15 protein-coding genes and 1 riboswitch are annotated in these 18,963 nt (G+C 60.1%); of the genes, 3 read left to right on the top strand and 12 right to left on the bottom strand.

All coding sequences use genetic code 11. The features are described 5' to 3' along the window. Window positions 1-65: 65 nt before the first annotated feature. Window positions 66-1,280 carry a phosphoserine phosphatase SerB gene (gene serB, locus JFU11_RS27305; protein ID WP_052965968.1) on the bottom strand — a complete coding sequence of 405 codons (1,215 nt, stop codon included), beginning with the start codon at window positions 1,278-1,280 and terminating at the stop codon, window positions 66-68. 134 nt (window positions 1,281-1,414) lie between these two features. Here serB and JFU11_RS27300 point away from each other — a divergent pair, with 134 nt between their 5' ends. Then, complete coding sequence (locus JFU11_RS27300) at window positions 1,415-2,950, top strand: AhpA/YtjB family protein (RefSeq protein ID WP_052965970.1); 1,536 nt, start codon at window positions 1,415-1,417, stop codon at window positions 2,948-2,950. A 378-nt stretch (window positions 2,951-3,328) separates the two neighbouring features. Here JFU11_RS27300 and JFU11_RS27295 read toward each other — a convergent pair whose 3' ends face one another. From JFU11_RS27295 to JFU11_RS27255, 9 genes are all read right to left on the bottom strand, one after another. After that, window positions 3,329-4,042, bottom strand: coding sequence for an ABC-type transport auxiliary lipoprotein family protein (locus JFU11_RS27295; RefSeq protein ID WP_123721507.1), 714 nt, complete (start codon window positions 4,040-4,042; stop codon window positions 3,329-3,331). A 176-nt stretch (window positions 4,043-4,218) separates the two neighbouring features. Next, window positions 4,219-6,486, bottom strand: a complete 2,268-nt coding sequence (gene parC, locus JFU11_RS27290) for a DNA topoisomerase IV subunit A (protein ID WP_008074670.1) — start codon at window positions 6,484-6,486, stop codon at window positions 4,219-4,221. A 10-nt stretch (window positions 6,487-6,496) separates the two neighbouring features. Further along, window positions 6,497-7,018, bottom strand: coding sequence for a TIGR02281 family clan AA aspartic protease (locus tag JFU11_RS27285; RefSeq protein WP_201062700.1), 522 nt, complete (start codon window positions 7,016-7,018; stop codon window positions 6,497-6,499). After that, entirely contained in the window at window positions 7,015-8,004 is a 990-nt protein-coding gene (locus JFU11_RS27280; RefSeq protein ID WP_123721509.1) for an esterase-like activity of phytase family protein, read from the bottom strand. The genes JFU11_RS27285 and JFU11_RS27280 overlap by 4 nt, the downstream gene beginning before the upstream one ends. After that, window positions 8,004-9,908 (bottom strand): DNA topoisomerase IV subunit B, encoded by a 1,905-nt coding sequence (parE, locus tag JFU11_RS27275; RefSeq protein ID WP_007902595.1) that lies wholly within the window; start codon window positions 9,906-9,908, stop codon window positions 8,004-8,006. The genes JFU11_RS27280 and parE overlap by 1 nt, the downstream gene beginning before the upstream one ends. A 52-nt stretch (window positions 9,909-9,960) precedes the next feature. Beyond that, window positions 9,961-10,569: a YqiA/YcfP family alpha/beta fold hydrolase gene (locus JFU11_RS27270; RefSeq protein ID WP_201062698.1), complete on the bottom strand. Its 609-nt coding sequence runs from the start codon at window positions 10,567-10,569 to the stop codon at window positions 9,961-9,963. A gap of 202 nt (window positions 10,570-10,771) precedes the next feature. Beyond that, entirely contained in the window at window positions 10,772-11,587 is an 816-nt protein-coding gene (cpdA, locus tag JFU11_RS27265; protein ID WP_201062696.1) for a 3',5'-cyclic-AMP phosphodiesterase, read from the bottom strand. A gap of 111 nt (window positions 11,588-11,698) precedes the next feature. After that, on the bottom strand, window positions 11,699-12,151 hold the full coding sequence (locus JFU11_RS27260; RefSeq protein ID WP_007902592.1) for a DUF1249 domain-containing protein: 453 nt from the start codon (window positions 12,149-12,151) through the stop codon (window positions 11,699-11,701). Beyond that, window positions 12,142-12,759 (bottom strand): NUDIX domain-containing protein, encoded by a 618-nt coding sequence (locus tag JFU11_RS27255; protein ID WP_123721512.1) that lies wholly within the window; start codon window positions 12,757-12,759, stop codon window positions 12,142-12,144. The genes JFU11_RS27260 and JFU11_RS27255 overlap by 10 nt, the downstream gene beginning before the upstream one ends. Window positions 12,760-13,002: 243 nt before the next feature. Here JFU11_RS27255 and JFU11_RS27250 point away from each other — a divergent pair, with 243 nt between their 5' ends. After that, window positions 13,003-13,749, top strand: a complete 747-nt coding sequence (locus tag JFU11_RS27250) for an RsiV family protein (RefSeq protein WP_201062694.1) — start codon at window positions 13,003-13,005, stop codon at window positions 13,747-13,749. On the opposite strand, the gene cytX is transcribed toward JFU11_RS27250, so the two are convergent. Both cytX and thiC read right to left on the bottom strand, forming a co-directional pair. Continuing rightward, a complete protein-coding gene (gene cytX / locus JFU11_RS27245; protein ID WP_201062693.1) occupies window positions 13,718-15,010 on the bottom strand; it encodes a putative hydroxymethylpyrimidine transporter CytX in 1,293 nt (430 codons plus the stop codon). The genes JFU11_RS27250 and cytX overlap by 32 nt on opposite strands. Window positions 15,011-15,211: 201 nt before the next feature. Beyond that, the gene (thiC, locus tag JFU11_RS27240) at window positions 15,212-17,101 is read right to left on the bottom strand and encodes a phosphomethylpyrimidine synthase ThiC (protein WP_123721515.1); all 1,890 of its coding nucleotides are present in this window, start codon (window positions 17,099-17,101) and stop codon (window positions 15,212-15,214) included. A gap of 165 nt (window positions 17,102-17,266) precedes the next feature. Then, a riboswitch (TPP riboswitch) is annotated at window positions 17,267-17,372 on the bottom strand. A 193-nt stretch (window positions 17,373-17,565) separates the two neighbouring features. Between thiC and JFU11_RS27235 the strand changes: the two genes are divergently transcribed. Continuing rightward, a partial coding sequence (locus tag JFU11_RS27235; protein ID WP_201062688.1) for a TolC family outer membrane protein occupies window positions 17,566-18,963 on the top strand: 1,398 nt, incomplete at its 3' end.

The raw sequence follows: 18,963 nt of genomic DNA, 5'->3' as shown, positions 1-18,963 counted from the left end.
GGGTCTCCGCTATCCTTGTGGGAGCGGGCTTGCCCGCGAAGAGGCCCGCCCAGACAACCTGAAACTCAGAGCTGCCCGTCGCGATCCCGGAAGCCCAGCAGATACAGCACGCCATCCAGCCCAAGGGTGGAAATTGCCTGCTTCGCCGATTGCTTGACCAACGGCTTGGCACGGAACGCCACACCCAGCCCGGCAATCGCCAGCATCGGCAGGTCGTTGGCACCGTCACCGACGGCAATCGTCTGCTCCAGACGCAAGCCTTCCTTATGCGCCAGCTCACGCAGCAGATCCGCCTTGCGTTGCGCATCGACAATCGGCTCGACCGCCACGCCAGTAACTTTGCCATCGACCACAGCCAGTTCGTTGGCGAACACGTAGTCGATGCCCAGCTTGGCCTGCAGTTGCTTGGCGAAGTAGGTGAAGCCGCCCGACAGAATCGCTGTCTTGTAGCCCAGACGCTTGAGTTCGGCGAACAGGGTTTCGGCGCCTTCGGTCAGGCGCAGCGAGGCGCCGATGGAGTCCAGCACGCTGACGTCCAGACCTTGCAGCAAGGCCAGGCGCTCCTTGAAGCTGGCGCGGAAGTCCAGCTCGCCGGCCATCGCCCGCTCGGTAATTGCAGAAACCTGGTCGCCCACACCAGCAGCCTTGGCCAGTTCGTCGATGACTTCGGCTTCGATCAGTGTCGAGTCCATGTCGAACACCGCCAAACGGCGGTTACGGCGGAACAGCGAATCTTCCTGGAAGGCGATGTCGACGTTCAATTCTTGAGCGACGCTGAGGAATTCGGCCCGCAGCGCTTGCGGATCCGCCGCCTCGCCGCGCACGGAAAACTCGATGCAGCCCTTGCCCTTGTCAGCCGGGGTGTCCAGAGGCATGCGCCCGGACAGGCGATCGATATGGTCGATATTCAAACCATATTTGGCGGTGATCGAACTCACACGCTGCAATTGCTCGGCGGTTACTTTGCGGGTCAGCAGGGTGACGATGTGGCGTTTCTTGCCCTGATTGCCGACCCACAGCTGGTAATCCTCTTCGGACACCGGCGTGAAACGCACCTGTTGCTCAAGCTCATAGCCTTTGAACAGGATGTCCTTGAGCACCGAGTTACCTTGTTCGGTATCGGGAATTTCAACCAGGATGCCAAACGACAGGGTGTCGTGGATCACCGCCTGACCGATGTCGAGAATGTTCACACCACCCTGGGCCAGAACGCCGGTAATGGCCGCAGTCAGACCCGGACGGTCGACTCCCGTGATGTTTATCAGGACGATTTCGCGCAAGGCGCACCCCCGCAGGTGGAAAAAAACCGCATTCTACCCATTTTCAGTGACCATCGGGCACCGCGAGCGCTTTGACGGCCTAGGGCCTGTCGCTATACTGCGCGTCAACTTCACGGACAAAGAGCCGAGCTCAAGTGAACCGGCCCACGCCAGTAAAAACCGATAACTTCTTTCTGCTGATCTTCCGGGCACTGCGTCATCGCCGTGTACCGATCGCATTGCGCATTGCCAGCCATAACGTGATCCTGGTCGCTCTGGCCCTGGTGATCTATGCCTGCGTGATGGGTTTGCAGTTCAAGCAGGCCATGCACGAGCAGGCGGATGCCCTGGGCGAAAGCCTGACCACCCAGACCGCGACCTCGGCCACGGAACTGTTGGTGTCCAATGACATCCTCAGCCTGAACGTGCTGCTCAACAACCTGACCAAGAACAAACTGGTGGCTCACGCCGCCATTTATAGCGTGGATAACCGCATCCTCGCCGAAGCCGGTCAGCGCCCCAAGCATAGCCTCTTGGGCGAAGCCGAGGGCATGTACCAGAGCAAGATCACTTTTCAGGACGTGACCGCCGGGCAACTGCGCATCAGCCTGGACATGGATCAGTTCCAGCAGCCGATGACCATCAGCCTGCAAAGCATGGGCATTCTGAGTGCGATTCTGCTGGCGCTGTCCCTGGCCTTGAGCCTGCGCCTGGGACGCAATATCTCCACACCGCTGATGCAATTGCGGGTGTGGCTACGCAATATCGACGAATACACCCCGGCCACCGAGCGCCAGGATGAGGTCGGCGACCTCGCCCGTCAGCTGCACGCCAATTTCGCACCGGAGCCGGCCGAGCCGGAACCCGCGCCGGAGCCTGAATACGACGACAGCGATTACGAAGAGGCCGACGATAACGAGCCGAGCTTCGAAGTGCGTAACCTGCGCGATCCGAGTTTTGACGAAACCAAGCCTGTCGCCGGCCTCAAGCCTGCGCCGCGGCGCACTGTCAGCACCGTCGAAGACGATGAGGACGACGAAGATCCGTTTGCCGATCTGCGTGATGATTCGGCAGATAGCGCGCCGAAACCAGTCGTAAAGCCGAAGGTATCGAACCTGCCGCAGCACAGCGCGGTACTGGCCGTGCAACTGGGTGCGCAAGATCAATTGCGCCGCCTGCCCCGCGCACGTCTGGAAGAGCTGCTGAAACGCTACCGCGATTGCCTCGATCAGGCCGCGTCGCTTTACCAGAGCGAACTGCACACCCTGAACGATGGCAGCACGCTGATGCTGTTCCACAACGAAGACAGTGGCGACGACTACCTGACCAACGCCATCTGCTGCGGTGAGTTGCTGCGTGCCCTGGGTCATCAGTTGCAGATCGAAGTCGCCGACAGCGGCATCACCCTGCAACTGCAACTGGGTCTGACGCTGGGTGACGAACTGTTCGGCTTGAGCCAGATTGATCTGCTGCTGACTGAAACAGCTCAGGATGCACTGGCCCTGTCGCAACACAGCCGCAACCTGCTGCTGGTTGAGCGCAAGATCAGTGACGACGCGCTGATTCGCCAGCGTGCCCGGATCCGGCCGATCGCAAGCCCTGAAGGTGCGTGCTGCGTAGAGCGCTTGATGGAGCCCTATCCGTCGATGCTGGAGCGGCAACTGGCGCGGATGCACGAACGCCGGGCGTAAACGCTAGCCCCCGCTGTAAAGAAGCCCGCAGATGAGTGATCGCCTGCGGGCTTTTTGGTGACCGTCTGAAAAGATCGCAGCCTTCGGCAGCTCCTACAAAGTTCGCATGCACCTGCAAGGCCGCGGCCTACACGGTCCTTGTAGGAGCTGCCGAAGGCTGCGATCTTTTGATCTGGGCTTTTTGTTGCCTGTCCCGGCCCCATCGCGGGCAAGCCCGCTCCCACATTGACCTCTGCGAATACAAAACCTGTGTACGACAGAAATCCCTGTGGGAGCGGGCTTGCCCGCGATGAGGCCGGCAGCAGCACCGCAGATCTCCAACCTGCAGAAACAACAAGGCCCGCATCTACGCGGGCCTCGTTTCGAATCCATCCAGGCTTAGAACCTGAACACTTCCATATCCGTGCGAATCGGCGAAGCCATCGGGATTTTCGGTTGCTTCTCCGGCTCTGCTGCCGGTGCCACAGGCTTGGCAGCCTGCTTGCGTGGCGCTTCAGCGATCGGCGGCTGGTTGGCCAGCGGCTTGAGCGCCGTCGACAGCTGCTCGGCCAGACGCTGCAGCAACACACCCTGAGCCTGAACCTGAGCCGCAGTCCCGCCAGCGTGCTGCTCCTGCAGATGAATGATGCGGTTATCGCGCACCTGACCACGACGGTCGATCAGGCGCCATTGCGCATCAAGGATCGCCGGTTGCGACGCACCCGAGTCCAGACGCGTGATCGTCAGCAGAACCTGAACATCCGGCGTGAAGCCCAGTGTTGCCGGTGCCAGGACAACGCGCTGGCTGTCCAGATGACCGGCAACCTGACGCAGCAACAACTGATCGATGTCGGACGACAGGCTACCCGCCCAACGACCATCAACCGAAGCTTGCAGGCTGCCATCGGGCTGACGCTGCAACAAGGTTTCGCGTTGCAGGTAGTCGGCAACCGTTACCGGGCCAAGCAATACCGCCATGCCCGCGCTTTGCGCAGGCTGAGCCGGACTTCCGCTGTCCAGCTGATACAGCGACACCGGTTGGTGAACGCTGCAACCCGCCAGGCCAAGAACGCCGGCGAGCATCAAAATAAAAGGAAGGCGCAGAGCAGTCATCGTCCCATCCAGGTGGCTGCCACAAGGCTAACCACAGTGAAAATACTCAAAAAATATGAAGAACGCTCGGCTACGCCGGCGCTTGAAAGGCCATATCATCCGTGAATATGCGTTCCGACTCCAGCGGCAAAGCGTCGATCTACGCGTTAAATCGTAGATCGAGCGCTCTAGGACGCTTAATTGAGGTTTTCGACGAACAGCGCATCAACCCTCTGAAAGCCACGTGGCAGTTTGTTACCGCGACGCCCACGCTCACCTTTGTAGTGTTCGAGGTCGTCCGCCTTCAGCGACAAGGTACGTTTTCCGGCCTGTAGCACCAAAGTGGCACCCTCCGGCAAAACAGCAATGTCCGTGACATATTCTTCGCGACTGGCAACACGTTCACCGGAAATCCCGATGATCTTATTACCTTTACCTTTACCTAATTGTGGCAGATCGCTGATTTTGAAAATTAATAAGCGACCTTCGGTGGTCACCGAGGCCAGCCAGTTATGCTCACGATCGGCTACCGGACGCGGCAGAATCACTTTGGCGTTGTTCGGCAGACTCAACAGAGCCTTGCCCGCCTTGTTCTTGGCTTGCAGGTCTTCACCCTTGACCACGAAACCATAACCAGCGTCGGAGGCGATCACGTACAGCGAATCGTCTTCAGGCATCAGCACGCATTCGAAACTCGCCCCTGGCGGCGGCGTCAGGCGGCCGGTCAGCGGTTCGCCCTGGCCTCGGGCCGAGGGCAGCGTGTGTGCAGCCACCGAATAGCTGCGACCAGTGGAGTCGATAAACACTGCAAACTGGTTGGAGCGACCGGGCGCCAAGGCCTTGAAACCATCCCCGGCCTTGTAGGAAAGCCCGGTGGCGTCGATTTCGTGCCCCTTGGCAGAGCGAACCCAGCCTTTTTCCGACAGAACTACGGTCACTTTCTCGTTCGGCAGCAGATCATGCTCGGTCAAGGCCTTGGCTTCTGCACGCTCGACGATTGGCGAACGACGGTCGTCGCCATACGTTTCGGCGTCCTTGATCAGCTCGGTGCGCACCAGCTTTTTCAGCTTGGCTTCGCTGCCCAGCAGGGCTTGCAGCTTGGCTTGTTCTTTGAGCAGTTCATCCTGCTCGGCGCGCAGCTTCATTTCTTCCAGTCGCGCCAACTGACGCAAACGGGTGTCGAGGATGTAATCGGCCTGGATTTCGCTCAGGGCGAAACGCTCGATCAGTGCGGCTTTCGGATGTTCCTCGGTGCGGATGATGTGAATCACTTCATCCAGATTGAGGTAAGCAATCAACAAACCGTCCAACAGGTGCAGGCGACGCTCAACCTTGTCCAGGCGGAATTGCAGACGACGACGCACGGTCTGCACCCGGAACTCCAGCCACTCGACCAGCAAGGCCCGCAGGTTTTTCAACTGCGGCTTGCCATCCAGACCGATGATGTTAATGTTGACCCGGTAGCTCGACTCCAGCTCTGTGCTAGCGAACAAGTGTTGCATCAGCGCGTCGTGGTCAAAGTTTTTGCGTGCACCCGGAATAATCACGATCCGGCACGGGTTTTCGTGGTCGGACTCGTCTCGCAGGTCAGCGATCTGCGGGGCTTTCGACGGTTTGGCCTGCATCATGGCCGCTATCTGTTCCAGCACCTTGGCACCGGACACCTGGTGCGGCAGCGCGGTGACGATGATGTCACCGTCTTCAATGTGGTACACGGCGCGCATGCGCACCGAGCCCTTGCCGGTTTCGTAGATTTTCAGCAGGTCGGCGCGCGGCGTGATGATTTCCGCTTCGGTCGGGTAATCCGGGCCCTGGATGTGTTCGCAGAGCTGTTCGACCGTGGCTTTCGGCTCGTCCAGCAAGCGCACGCAAGCGGTCGCGACTTCGCGCAGGTTATGCGGCGGTACGTCGGTGGCCATGCCCACGGCGATACCGGTGGTGCCGTTGAGCAGAATGTTCGGCAAACGGGCCGGCAATACCAAAGGCTCTTCCAGCGTGCCGTCGAAGTTCGGGCCCCAGTCCGCGGTGCCCTGGCCCAGTTCGCTGAGCAGCACTTCGGAATAACGCGACAGCCGCGCTTCGGTGTAACGCATGGCGGCGAAGGACTTCGGATCGTCCGGCGCACCCCAGTTACCCTGGCCGTCGACCAGCGTGTAGCGGTAGCTGAACGGCTGGGCCATCAGAACCATGGCTTCGTAGCACGCCGAGTCGCCGTGCGGGTGGAACTTACCGAGCACGTCACCGACGGTACGCGCCGATTTCTTGTGCTTGGAATCGGCGTCCAGCCCCAACTCGCTCATCGCATAGATGATGCGCCGCTGTACCGGTTTCAGGCCGTCGCCGATATGCGGCAAGGCACGGTCCATGATCACGTACATGGAGTAGTTGAGGTAGGCATTTTCGGTGAAGTCAGCCAGTGACCGGCGTTCTACACCGTCCAGGCTGAGATCAAGGGAGTCGCTCATGCGGGCCTCATCAGTTCGTTGTCTGGCGCAGCAGCATGGTGCCACCGCGCTGGGTAAATTCAAGTTTGTTCAGTGCGCTCATACCGAGCAGCACCTGATTACCGTGCAAACCGGGCGCCACCAGTGCGCGAACGTCACGCAGCACAATGTCGCCCAATTGCAGCCGGTCGAGGCGGGTTCGATAGCCCTCGCTCAAGCCATTGGCTGTGCTCAGGGTCACCCCAAAGCCTTTTTCCAGTTTCAGCCGCTCGGCCACTTCGGCCGGGATCGCCACGTCGGTCGCGCCGGTATCGAGCATGAAGTCCACCGGATGGCCGTTGATCTGACCAGTGGCGATAAAATGCCCCTGGCTGTTGCTGATCAGCTTCACTTCGATAAAACCTTCGCCCTGCTCGGAGCTGACGACGGTGTTGGGATTTTGCTGACGCGCCTCCCACTGAGCGAAAAAGCGCGTTGCCAGAAACAGCGCGGCGCACCAGGCCAAGACCATCAACACCCGACCGGCGCGTTTGCCCGGCGGTTGTCGACTCATGGCTTGGCACTCCAGCCACCTTCAGGCGCGGCAAAGCGCCAGACAATCGGGCGTTTCTCGCCGTCGACGCGCGCACCATTATTGTTGTCGATACCGATCCAGGCACCGTCGGCGTCCACGATCAACGCTTCCGCCAGCCCAAAGGGCTGTGAATAACGACGGTTTTCCTGCAAGGCCTCGGCGGCAAACGACCAGCAGCGCTCGACCTTGGCCGTCACCGCATCGCGGCGGCAAACCCGAAAGGCGTTGCGCTCAAGGGTAAACAATTTGCCGTCAAACAATGACAGATCGGCAAAATCCCGGGAGCGCGCTCTGGCCTTGGGAAATTGTGCTGGCTGCATTTCCACCCCTGCCTCACTCAGCAGCACACAACCACCCTTGCAGTCCCAGACCGTTTGCTGGCGCTTGATCAGCAGCAAACCGCGGCGCTCACGTTCGGCGGCCAGCCACAGCGTGTCACCGGCCGGATTGATCGCCAGGCCTTCGAACAACGAATTGAAGTGCAGCAACATACCGCTGGCCCGTGCTTCGCGTACCAGCATCGGCGAGATTTTCAGCCAGGACGCGGGCCCGATTGGCGGAACTTGCAGCACCGCGGCGTGCGCTTCGCTGACGATGTAACGATTGCCGGCGCTGTCGCAGGTAATACCTTCGAAATCCAGGTTCCCACCCCGCACGAACGACGCCGCCCAGGTCCGCGAACGCAAGCCCCAGGGCAAACCGCTGTCGGGCACCAGGGGTACGTCAATGCGCACGGTTTCGGCTTGCCAGGTGTTGTTGCGGGTGTCGAGGCGATAGATTTGATCATCGTCACGATCCGAAACGGTCCACAGATCCCTGCCGCACTGGGCCAGCCCCGACAGATTGCCGCCGCGCATGCCGTCGACGGCATGCTCGGATAACAGGCGCAGCTCGGGTGCAGGCTCCGCCGAAACCGTTACCGAGGTCAGCAGCAACGCACACGCCAGGGCCCAGCCAAATCGCATCAGCCCAGAACCTCGGCCAGGTTGCCCTTGGACTCCAGCCAGGACTTGCGATCGCCAGCGCGTTTTTTCGCCAGCAGCATGTCCATCATTTCCGAGGTCGCGTCGAAATCTTCCAGCGTCAACTGCACCAGACGCCGTGTGTTCGGGTCCATGGTGGTTTCGCGCAGCTGCGGCGGGTTCATTTCACCCAGGCCTTTGAATCGGGTGACCTGTGGCTTGCCGCGTTTCTTCTCGGCTACCAGACGATCGAGAATGCCATCGCGCTCAGCCTCGTCCAGGGCATAGTAAATTTCTTTGCCCAGGTCGATACGGTACAGCGGCGGCATGGCGACGTAGACGTGACCGGCATCCACCAGCGGGCGGAAATGCTGGACGAACAAGGCGCAGAGCAATGTGGCGATGTGCAGACCGTCGGAGTCGGCGTCGGCGAGGATGCAGATCTTGCCGTAACGCAGCTGGGCGATGTCCGCCGAGCCCGGATCGACACCGATGGCCACGGCGATGTTGTGCACTTCCTGGCTGGCCAGCACTTCGCTGCCGTCGACTTCCCAGGTGTTCAGAATCTTGCCGCGCAATGGCAGGATCGCCTGAAACTCTTTGTCCCGCGCCTGCTTGGCCGAACCGCCGGCGGAATCACCTTCCACCAGGAACAGCTCGGAACGCATCGGGTCCTGCCCGGCGCAGTCGGCGAGTTTGCCCGGCAACGCCGGCCCTTGGGTAATGCGCTTACGCTCAACCTTCTTGCTGGCCTTCAGACGACGGCCGGCGTTGTTGATCGCCAGTTCCGCCAGCAGCATGCCGGTTTCCGGGTGAGCGTTGAGCCACAGGCTGAAAGCGTCCTTGACCACACCGGAAACGAAAGCGGCCGCTTCACGGGATGACAGGCGTTCCTTGGTCTGACCGGAGAATTGCGGTTCCTGCATTTTCATCGACAGGACGAACGCAATGCGTTCCCAGACGTCTTCCGGCGCCAGCTTCACGCCACGCGGCAACAGGCTGCGGAACTCGCAGAACTCGCGCATCGCATCGAGCAAGCCCTGACGCAAACCGTTGACGTGAGTACCGCCCTGGGCCGTCGGGATCAGGTTGACGTAGCTTTCCTGAACGCTGTCGCCGCCCTCGGGCAACCACAGCAACGCCCAATCGACCGCTTCTTTATTACCGGCCAGGCTGCCGCAGAACGGTTCGTCCGGCAGGCGTTCGAACTCGCTGACCGCGTCCACCAGGTAGGAGCGCAGGCCGTCTTCGTAATGCCATTCGACTTTCTCGCCGGTGGCCTTGTCTTCAAAACTGACCAGCAGCCCCGGGCACAGAACGGCCTTGGCCTTGAGCACGTGCTTGAGGCGGCTGATGGAGAATTTCGGCGAATCGAAGTACTTCGGGTCCGGCGCGAAGAACACGCTGGTGCCGGTGTTGCGCTTGCCAACGGTGCCAATCACTTCCAGCTCGGTCTTTTTGTAACCGTCAGCGAAAGTCATCTGGTATTCGTTGCCGTCGCGCTTTACACGCACCCGGACTTCGGTCGACAAGGCGTTGACCACGGAAATACCCACCCCGTGCAAACCGCCGGAGAACTGGTAGTTCTTGTTGGAAAACTTGCCGCCCGCATGAAGCTTGGTGAGGATCAGCTCGACGCCCGACACACCCTCTTCCGGGTGAATGTCCACCGGCATGCCACGGCCGTCATCGCTGACTTCCAAAGAGTGATCGGCGTGCAGGATGACCTGCACCGATGTCGCATGCCCGGCCAAGGCTTCGTCGACGCTGTTGTCGATGACTTCCTGGGCGAGGTGGTTCGGCCGACTGGTGTCGGTGTACATGCCGGGGCGTTTGCGCACCGGGTCGAGGCCCGAGAGGACTTCGATGGCGTCTGCGTTATAAGAGCTAGCGCTGGGAGTGGCCATGGGGTCTCGTCGTCCGCCTGTAAAAAGTGTTCTGTGAAAAAGAGGCGACAAATCACAGTGCAGTGAAATCAATCGCCTGATACAAATCTGCGCCGATGCCGGCAAAACTCAGCATTGCCGGCAGTTGCTCGGCAAAACCCTGGAAACTATGGTCGCCGCCCGCCTGGATACGCAAGGCACACGCCCGGTAATACTGCTGGGCGAGGCGATAATCCAGCGTTTCATCGCCGGTCTGCAACCACACTTGAAACCGCTGCGGATCCTGGGGTGCCGGCACTTCCAGCTCGGCCAGTGCCGTTACGTGGTCGTGGGTCAATTCCCAAGTCTCATCGGTGTACAGGTTTTTCTGCGTCCCCAAGAACCCGTCGAACATCCGGTGTGGGCTGACAGCAGGGTTGATCAACAGGGCTTTCAAGCCATGGCGCTCGGCCAAGTGAGTCGCATAGTAGCCGCCGAGGGAGCTGCCGACCAGCAGTGGCCGCCCCAGCTCGGCAATCGCCAGCTCCAGCTGACCGATGGCCTCGCGAGGATGGTGATGCAAGGCCGGCACACGCAATTGATCGATCAAGCCCAGCCGTTCCATCACATTGATCAACTGGCAGGCCTTTTTCGACGCCGGCGCGCTGTTGAAACCGTGGATATAAAGGATCGAACCAGACATTTGAGCCCCCTGTGCGTCGGGTAAAGAGGCGCAGTTTACAGGGTGTCGGGAAAATCGGGGATATGCGTGGAAATCAGGTTGCCTTGGCGGACGCCATCGCGGGCAAGTCCGCTCCCACAAGGATCTTAGGCGCTCACAAATCCCTGTGGGAGCGGGCTTGCCCGCGATGACCGCGCCTCGGTCTTTGGAAATGACAAATAAATCAGTAGCCGTTGGAGCCGTAATCAATCTGGAAATCGAAACCGGTGATGCGCTCAACACCTGTTTCCAGCCGACCATCCGGCAAAAGCCGCAACCATCGATACCCCGGCGCCTGCTCGTTCACCTTGAAATCATCACTGCCCGGTTCGAACTGAATACAGGTCGAGGGCGATGCGATCAGGCGTACACCATTGCGCTCCTGGTCAATTTCCTGATGCACATGCCCCCACAACACCGCACGCACCTGTGGAAACCGATCCAGCACCGCGAACAACGCTTCTGGATTGCGCAATCCAATGGGCTCCATCCACGCACACCCGATCGACACCGGATGATGATGGAAACACACCAAATGATGCCGCTGCGGTGCCTCACTCAATGAGCGGGCCAGCAATTGCAACTGCTCATCCTGCAAATACCCCGGCACCGACCCCGGCACCGCCGAATCGAGCAACGTAACCCGCCAGTTGCCGATGTCCACCACCGGTTCCAGCAGGGCACTCTGCACTGCCGCCTCGGCCATAATCTGCGGCTCGTCGTGATTACCGGGAATCCAGCGTGCCGGCGCATCAATCTGTCGGGTCAGGTCACGAAACAGCTGATACGACTCCAGCGTCCCGTCTTGTGAAAGATCGCCACTGGCAATGATCAAGTCGATCTGCGGCTGCTGAAGCTTTACCAGCTCAATGACATTTTGCAGGCTGTCGCGGGTATTCATGCCCAGCAACGTCCCGTCCGCCTCGGCAAACAGATGGCTGTCGGAGAGTTGCACCAGCAACGCCGGATCGGCGGTGGTCAATGTGGATACGCTCGGCAAGGCGTTCTCCCAGGGCGTGATCACGGGATGGGTAAGTGCCGCAATTATGCTGGGGGACGATCAAAAGAGGAAATCTGTGAACCGGACGCAGTTCACAACTACACAGGGCTCTTAGCGCACAACGGCGTACTCGTGCCCGCAAGCCAGGCAATGACTCAGCCATTCCCCCAGGAACAGATTGAGCTGAGCCTTTTCGTCCGGCTGATGCATCGCGGCGTTCGGGTAAGGATAGATGCCCCGGAAGCGTCGTGCATGTTCGGCGCTGACCACTTCGGCCATGCACGCGTCGTGATAGACCTGAACTTCCAGTTGAGGAACCGGCAGCCACGGCAGGCTGTGTTCCTGGCGTACTTGCAGCGTCGTGGTGTACGGACAGACTTGCAACACTTCCAGGGCCAGCACGCCAAGCATCTGGTCGCCGTGTGTCACGGCAATGCGCCGCGCCTGCGGCTCGCTACGCATATCCGGCAACAGTCGCATCAGGCGCGCGTAGTTGGCCTCGCAGGAGGCTTGTAGCCCGACGAGGTCGATCCGATAGCGATCGCGCAGCTTGTTTACGACCATAACCCCCTCACTTCAACGCGATTCAAAGCCAGCCATTGCAAGGCAATGATGCTTGGCGCGTTGGCAATACGTCCGTCGCGTACGGCTTGCAGGGCATCTTCGAACGCCCAGACCGTGACACGAATATCTTCTGCCTCTTCCTCCAGCCCATGCAGGCCGCCAACCCCGGTACTGTCGCAACGCCCCAGATACAAATGCACAAATTCGTTACTGCCACCCGGCGATGGAAAATATTTGGTTATCGGCCAGAGTGCCCCGAATACAAGCCCAGCTTCCTCCTGCGCTTCGCGGTGAGCAACTTCTTCCGGCACTTCATCCTTGTCGATCAGACCGGCGACCAGTTCGATCAGCCATGGGTTGTCAGTCTTGCCCATGGCGCCAACGCGAAACTGCTCGATCAGCACCACTTCGTCGCGTTGCGGATCGTAAGGCAGCACGCACACCGCATCGTGGCGCACGAACAGTTCACGATTGATCTCGCGACTCATGCCACCCGCGAACAATTCGTGGCGCAAGTGCACGCGGTCGAGCGTATAGAAACCCTCGTAGCACTTTTCGCGCCGAACGATATCAACGGCGGTCGGAATGGCGTTGGCAAAATCAGTCATGACAATCCTCGTTTACTGCAAATCCGTTATGAGGTTCCTTTTTTTTACTTGCAACTCGTTACTTGCAACCTCGACTTCGCGCCATCCTAACGCGCCCGCGATGTTTGATGCAGCCCCTTTCCAGTCAGCGGGATAGACGGTGAGGGCGAAACCAACTCTAATTAGCTTAGTGGCGAACTGACTGCTTCGTTAAGAGTCGAAGCGGGTAACTTTTCGCCTTTCCCTGTTTTATGAAGGACGCCCATGTCGCTTTTTAAAATCGCCTCCGTGGCCGCAATCGCCCTGACCCTGGGCGCCTGCCAGAGTTTGTTCCAGCCCAACTATCGAGCGCCGCTGGAAACTACCCGCGACGCATCGGAACAGTTGAAACCAGGCTGCACGACCCCTGACTGCCCGTTGGTGAACATCGATACGCTGCGTTTCCCGGATGAGCCTGCGCTTGACGCCATCATCGAAAAACGCCTGTTGCAAATGACCCGCACCTCACCCGAAGCCCCCGTAGCGCCGACGCTGGCGGCATATCGCGAGCAGTTTTTGAGCAGTGCCGGCCCGCGCTACAGCAGCTACCTGCAAGCCAAGGTACGTGAGCAGCATGACGGCTTGGTGATCGTTGAATTATCCAGCTACCTGGACACCGGCGGTGCCCATGGCACGCCGGGCCGCGGCTTCATCAACTATTCACGTCAGCAGCATAAAGTACTGACCCTCTCGGACATGTTGATCCCGGGGCAGGAAGAGGCGTTCTGGAAAGCGGCCCAAGTGGCGCACAACAGCTGGCTGATCAGCACCAAACTCGATCAGGAACCGGAGTTCGTGAAGAGCTGGCCCTTCGTGAAAACCCAGAACGTGGCGCTGACCTACGGCGGGGTGATCCTCAAGTACGAAGTGAGCACCATCGCGCCTTACGCATTGGGCCACGTCGAACTGAAGATCCCCTACCCGCGCCTGAACGGTATTTTCAAACCCGAGCTGTTTCCCGGCCGTAGCTGAGGGCTCGACCGAGCAGCAGTTGCAGCAGCCCTGCCAGTACCAGCGACGGCAGGGTTGCGCCGATGTCCGGATAGAGATTGGCCAGCAAATGATAGGTGCTCACCCCGCCCAACCAGGCGAGCAATGCCGGCCAGCGCAATGCGGCTGACGCTACGTGAGCGCTGCGCTTGCGCAGGATGAAGTGATCCACCAGCACCACGCCGAACAGCGGCGCAAACACCGAGCCAATCAACAGCAGGAAGTTCTGATACTGGGCCAATGGCGCCAGGCAGGCGATCAGCGTGCAGATCACGCCGATGGCCAAGGCCAGATGCTCGACTTTCAAGCGCAACAGAATCCCGCTGGATACCGCCGCCGAGTGAATATCGGCAAAGGCATTTTCCGACTCGTCCAACAGAATCAGCAGCAATGGAATCCCCAAACCTGCACCGGCCAACGCCAGCAGCAAGGCATTCACTTCACCGCTCGGCGCGAATGCCAGGGTGTAGGCCACGCCCAGACTCATCAGCCAGAAGTTACCGATAAAGAAGCCCAGCGCCGTACCGCCGAAAACATTCTTCGCGCGCTTGCCGAACCGCGAGTAGTCGGCAATCAGCGGCAGCCAGGACAACGGCATGGCAATCGCGATGTCGAAGCCCACGGCAAACGGCATCGAACCATCACCGGCCTGCGCCCACAACGCCGCCAGATCGGCTTTGGCGAACAGGTTCCAGGTCAGCCAGATGCACGCGGCCAGCAGCAGCCAGATGCCCCACTTGCGCAGGATTTTGCGCACAAAGGTCAATGGGCCGCTGACGGCGAGCAGAGTTGCCAATGCACCGAAGAACAGCGTCCACAGCAGAGGACTCGACCACAGGCTACCTTCGCTGAAGGCACGGGCGCCGAGCAGGCTGGCGGCGTCGCGCATCACGATGATTTCGAACGAGCCCCAACCGATCAGTTGCAGCAGGTTCAACACCGCCGGAAGGCTGGCGCCATGACGGCCCAAGCTGAGTTTGAGCGCGGCCATCGACGACAGACCGGTGTCGCTGCCGATCACGCCGACGGCGGCCAGCAACAGAACGCCGACCAGCGTGCCAAGAAAAATCGCCAGCAACGAGCCGGACAGGCCCAGACCTGGTGCGAGCAGCGCGCCGGTCTGCAGAACCATCAGGCCGATGCCGAGGGAGAACCACAGGGAACACAGATCACGGCCGCCGAAGACACGCTTGTCGATCGGCACCGCGCAATCCGGGGAATAAGTGCTGGGTTGAATGCTCAAGGGGTGTTATCTCAGAGGGACATTTGTTGTTGCGTTGACCAGCCCAATCCCTTGTGGCGAGGGGGCTTGCCCCCGTTGGGCTGCGCAGCAGCCCCAAAACAGACAACCGAGTTCTATCTGTCAGAACTCATCGCCGGATTTACGACCGCTTCGCGGCCGAACGGGGGCAAGCCCCCTCGCCACAGGGTTATCAGTGCTGAATCAAACCTTCTTGTACAACTGACTACCTTCCTGCTTGAACCGCTCAGCCTGTTCTGCCAGACCTTGCGCAACTTCCGCATCGACAGTTTCAATCCGCTGGTTGGCCGCGTATTCACGGACTTCCTGGGTGATCTTCATCGAGCAGAATTTCGGCCCGCACATGGAGCAGAAATGCGCGACCTTGGCCGAATCCTTAGGCAAGGTTTCGTCGTGGTACGAGCGCGCGGTGTCCGGGTCCAGGCCCAGGTTGAACTGGTCTTCCCAACGGAATTCGAAACGCGCCTTGCTCAAGGCATTATCACGAATTTGCGCGCCCGGATGCCCCTTCGCAAGGTCGGCAGCGTGAGCGGCGATCTTGTAGGTGATGATCCCGGTCTTCACGTCATCCTTGTTCGGCAGGCCCAAGTGTTCCTTCGGCGTCACGTAGCAAAGCATCGCGCAACCGAACCAGCCGATCATCGCCGCACCGATACCGGAGGTGATGTGGTCGTAACCTGGGGCGATGTCGGTGGTCAGCGGGCCGAGGGTGTAGAACGGCGCCTCGTCGCAGCACTCGAGCTGCTTGTCCATGTTCTCTTTGATCAACTGCATCGGCACGTGGCCCGGGCCTTCGATCATGCACTGCACGTCGTGCTTCCAGGCGATCTTGGTCAGCTCGCCGAGGGTTTCCAGCTCACCGAATTGTGCGGCGTCGTTGGCGTCGGCAATCGAGCCCGGACGCAGGCCATCGCCCAGCGAGAAGCTGACGTCGTAGGCCTTCATGATTTCGCAGATGTCTTCGAAATGCGTGTAGAGGAAGTTTTCCTTGTGATGCGCCAGGCACCACTTGGCCATGATCGAACCGCCACGGGAAACAATACCGGTCACGCGTTTGGCGGTCAGCGGCACGTAGCGCAGCAGCACGCCGGCGTGGATGGTGAAGTAGTCGACGCCCTGCTCGGCCTGCTCGATCAGCGTGTCGCGGAACAGCTCCCAGGTCAGGTCTTCAGCGGCGCCGCCGACTTTTTCCAGGGCCTGGTAGATCGGCACGGTACCAATCGGCACCGGCGAGTTACGGATGATCCATTCGCGGGTTTCGTGAATGTGCTTGCCGGTGGACAAGTCCATGACCGTGTCCGACCCCCAGCGAATGCCCCAGGTCAGTTTCGCCACTTCTTCTTCGATGGACGAACCCAAGGCGCTGTTGCCGATGTTGCCGTTGATCTTCACCAGGAAGTTACGACCGATGATCATCGGTTCCAGTTCGGTGTGGTTGATGTTGGCCGGAATGATCGCGCGACCGCGGGCGATCTCTTCACGGACAAATTCCGGCGTGATGATTTTCGGCACGCTGGCGCCGAAGCTGTAGCCGGCGTGCTGCTGGTCCAGCAAGCCCGCGGCACGGGCCACTTCGAGCTTCATGTTTTCGCGGATGGCGACGTATTCCATCTCGGCGGTGATGATGCCTTTGCGCGCATAGTGCATCTGGCTGACGTTGGCCCCGGCCTTGGCGCGGCGCGGGTTGTTCACGTGGGCGAAACGCAGTTTGGTCAGCTCGGCATCGGCGAGGCGTTCCTGGCCGAAATTGGAGCTCAGGCCGGGCAGACGCTCGGTGTCGCCACGGGACTCGATCCACGGTGAACGCACATCGGCGAGGCCTTTGCGCACGTCGATGATGACGTTGGGGTCGGTGTACGGGCCCGAGGTGTCATACACCACCACCGGCGCGTTGATTTCGCCGCCGAAGTCGGTCGGGGTCACGTCCAGGCTGATTTCGCGCATCGGCACGAGAATGTCCGGGCGAGTGCCCTGAACATAAATTTTTTGCGAGCGGGTAAACGGCTGAACCGATTGCTGATCGACCTTGGCCGAGTCACTCAGATTGGTTTCGATTTTTGATTTTGTAGTCATCACGGGCTCTCCAGACACACATCCAGGCAGTGGATTTTTGTCGGAGCGAACCTGTAAACGAATGGACGCACGGGCGCTGGAAAACCAGCTGGTGCTGTGCTCGGTGCTCGAGGGGTGTTCGATTGTCGAACAACATCCCGGACGAAGCACAAGAGGACTCGCCGGGTGACGAGAAATCTTGTTCCCTACGCAGGCGCTAACCTGATCAGGTTCAACGGGATCCGAAATTATTCGATCTCAGCCTCATAGCAAGGCACCCCGACAAGAACCCGGCCAGTCTAGACACAACCGGCAAAGAACGCCAACTCCGCAGCAAACACCATGATGAATGGCGCAATTACCGGATTGTTGCCGCGCCTGCGTGCAACTACACTCGCTACGCCGTGCCGCGCCTTGACGCTGCAGGGCGCCGCGCCGTAGCCTTGGCGCTCAAATTATCAGCGTAATTTTTTAGGGATAGCCTCATGCTGCGCAAACTCTCACTGGCCCTTGCCGTGTCTTGTGCGTCCAATGGAATGGCCTGGGCAGCTGAAGCGCCCTTATCGACCAAGACAGACCTGGTCAGCGTCTATCAGGAAGCGGTGGACAACAACGCCGACCTCGCCGCCGCCCGCGCCCAATACGGCGCCCAAAAGGAAGTCGTGCCCCAGGCCCGCGCCGGGCTGTTGCCCAACCTGTCCGCCGGTGCCGACCTGAACAACACCCGCACCTCACTCGATCAGCCATCGGTGACCTCGACCCGCAGTGGCACGGTGTATCAGGCGACTCTCGCGCAACCGATTTTCCGCGCCGACCGCTGGTTCCAGTTGCAGGCCGCCAAGGACGTCAACGAACAGGCCGCCTTGCAACTCTCGGCCACCGAACAGAACCTGATTCTGCAAAGTGCCGAAAGCTACTTCAATGTACTGCGCAGCCAGGACACCCTGGCTTCGACCAAGGCCGAAGAAGCAGCATTCAAGCGTCAACTCGACCAGTCCAACGAGCGCTTCGACGTCGGTCTGTCGGACAAGACCGACGTGCTGCAATCCCAAGCCAGTTACGACACGGCGCGGGCCAACCGGATTCTCGCTCAGCGTCAGGTGGATGACGCGTTCGAAGCGCTGATCACTCTGACCAACCGCCAGTACAACTCGATCCAGGGCATCGTCCACACCTTACCGATCCTGCCGCCGGCACCGAACGATGCCAAAGCCTGGGTCGACACCGCCGCCAAGCAGAACCTGAATTTGCTGGCCAGCAACTACGCGGTAAGCGCCGCCGAGGAGACTCTCAAGCAGCGCAAGGCCGGGCATGCGCCCACCCTGGATGCGGTCGCGCAATACCAGAAAGGTGACAACGATGCCCTCGGCTTTACCAACCCGAACCCGAACGGCGTGCGTTACGGCGGCGATGTCGAGCAGCGCACGGTTGGCCTGCAATTGAACATTCCGCTCTACAGTGGCGGCCTGACCAGCTCGCAAGTGCGTGAGTCCTATTCACGGCTGACTCAGTCCGAGCAGCAACGCGAAGCCCTGCGTCGTCAGGTCGTGGAAAACACCCGCAACCTGCACCGTGCCGTGAACACCGACGTCGAGCAGGTGCAGGCCCGTCGGCAGTCGATCATCTCCAACCAGAGCGCGGTGGAAGCGACCGAAATCGGTTATCAGGTGGGGACGCGCAACATCGTTGACGTACTCGATGCCCAGCGCCAGCTGTACACCTCGGTGCGCAACTACAACAACACCCGCTACGACTATATCCTCGACAACCTGCGCTTGAAGCAGGCTGCCGGCACGTTGAACCCGGGGGATTTGCAGGATCTGACGCGTTACCTCAAAGCCGACTACAACCCGGACAAGGACTTCCTGCCACCGGATCTGGCC

This window comes from Pseudomonas sp. TH37 (assembly GCF_016650735.1).
In the GTDB taxonomy this organism is placed as follows: Bacteria; Pseudomonadota; Gammaproteobacteria; order Pseudomonadales; family Pseudomonadaceae; genus Aquipseudomonas; species Aquipseudomonas farris.
The sequence above is the reverse complement of the archived record's forward strand: the minus strand, read 5'-3'. Positions and strand labels throughout refer to the sequence as shown.

Bases quoted from the DNA above. Each gene is read 5' to 3' on its own strand.
- JFU11_RS27295 (WP_123721507.1), bottom strand. From the start codon at position 4,042: ATGACTGCTCTGCGCCTTCCTTTTATTTTGATGCTCGCCGGCGTTCTT.
- parC (WP_008074670.1), bottom strand. From the start codon at position 6,486: ATGAGCGACTCCCTTGATCTCAGCCTGGACGGTGTAGAACGCCGGTCA.
- JFU11_RS27285 (WP_201062700.1), bottom strand. From the start codon at position 7,018: ATGAGTCGACAACCGCCGGGCAAACGCGCCGGTCGGGTGTTGATGGTC.
- JFU11_RS27280 (WP_123721509.1), bottom strand. From the start codon at position 8,004: ATGCGATTTGGCTGGGCCCTGGCGTGTGCGTTGCTGCTGACCTCGGTA.
- parE (WP_007902595.1), bottom strand. From the start codon at position 9,908: ATGGCCACTCCCAGCGCTAGCTCTTATAACGCAGACGCCATCGAAGTC.
- JFU11_RS27270 (WP_201062698.1), bottom strand. From the start codon at position 10,569: ATGTCTGGTTCGATCCTTTATATCCACGGTTTCAACAGCGCGCCGGCG.
- JFU11_RS27260 (WP_007902592.1), bottom strand. From the start codon at position 12,151: ATGGTCGTAAACAAGCTGCGCGATCGCTATCGGATCGACCTCGTCGGG.
- JFU11_RS27255 (WP_123721512.1), bottom strand. From the start codon at position 12,759: ATGACTGATTTTGCCAACGCCATTCCGACCGCCGTTGATATCGTTCGG.
- JFU11_RS27250 (WP_201062694.1), top strand. From the start codon at position 13,003: ATGTCGCTTTTTAAAATCGCCTCCGTGGCCGCAATCGCCCTGACCCTG.
- thiC (WP_123721515.1), bottom strand. From the start codon at position 17,101: ATGACTACAAAATCAAAAATCGAAACCAATCTGAGTGACTCGGCCAAG.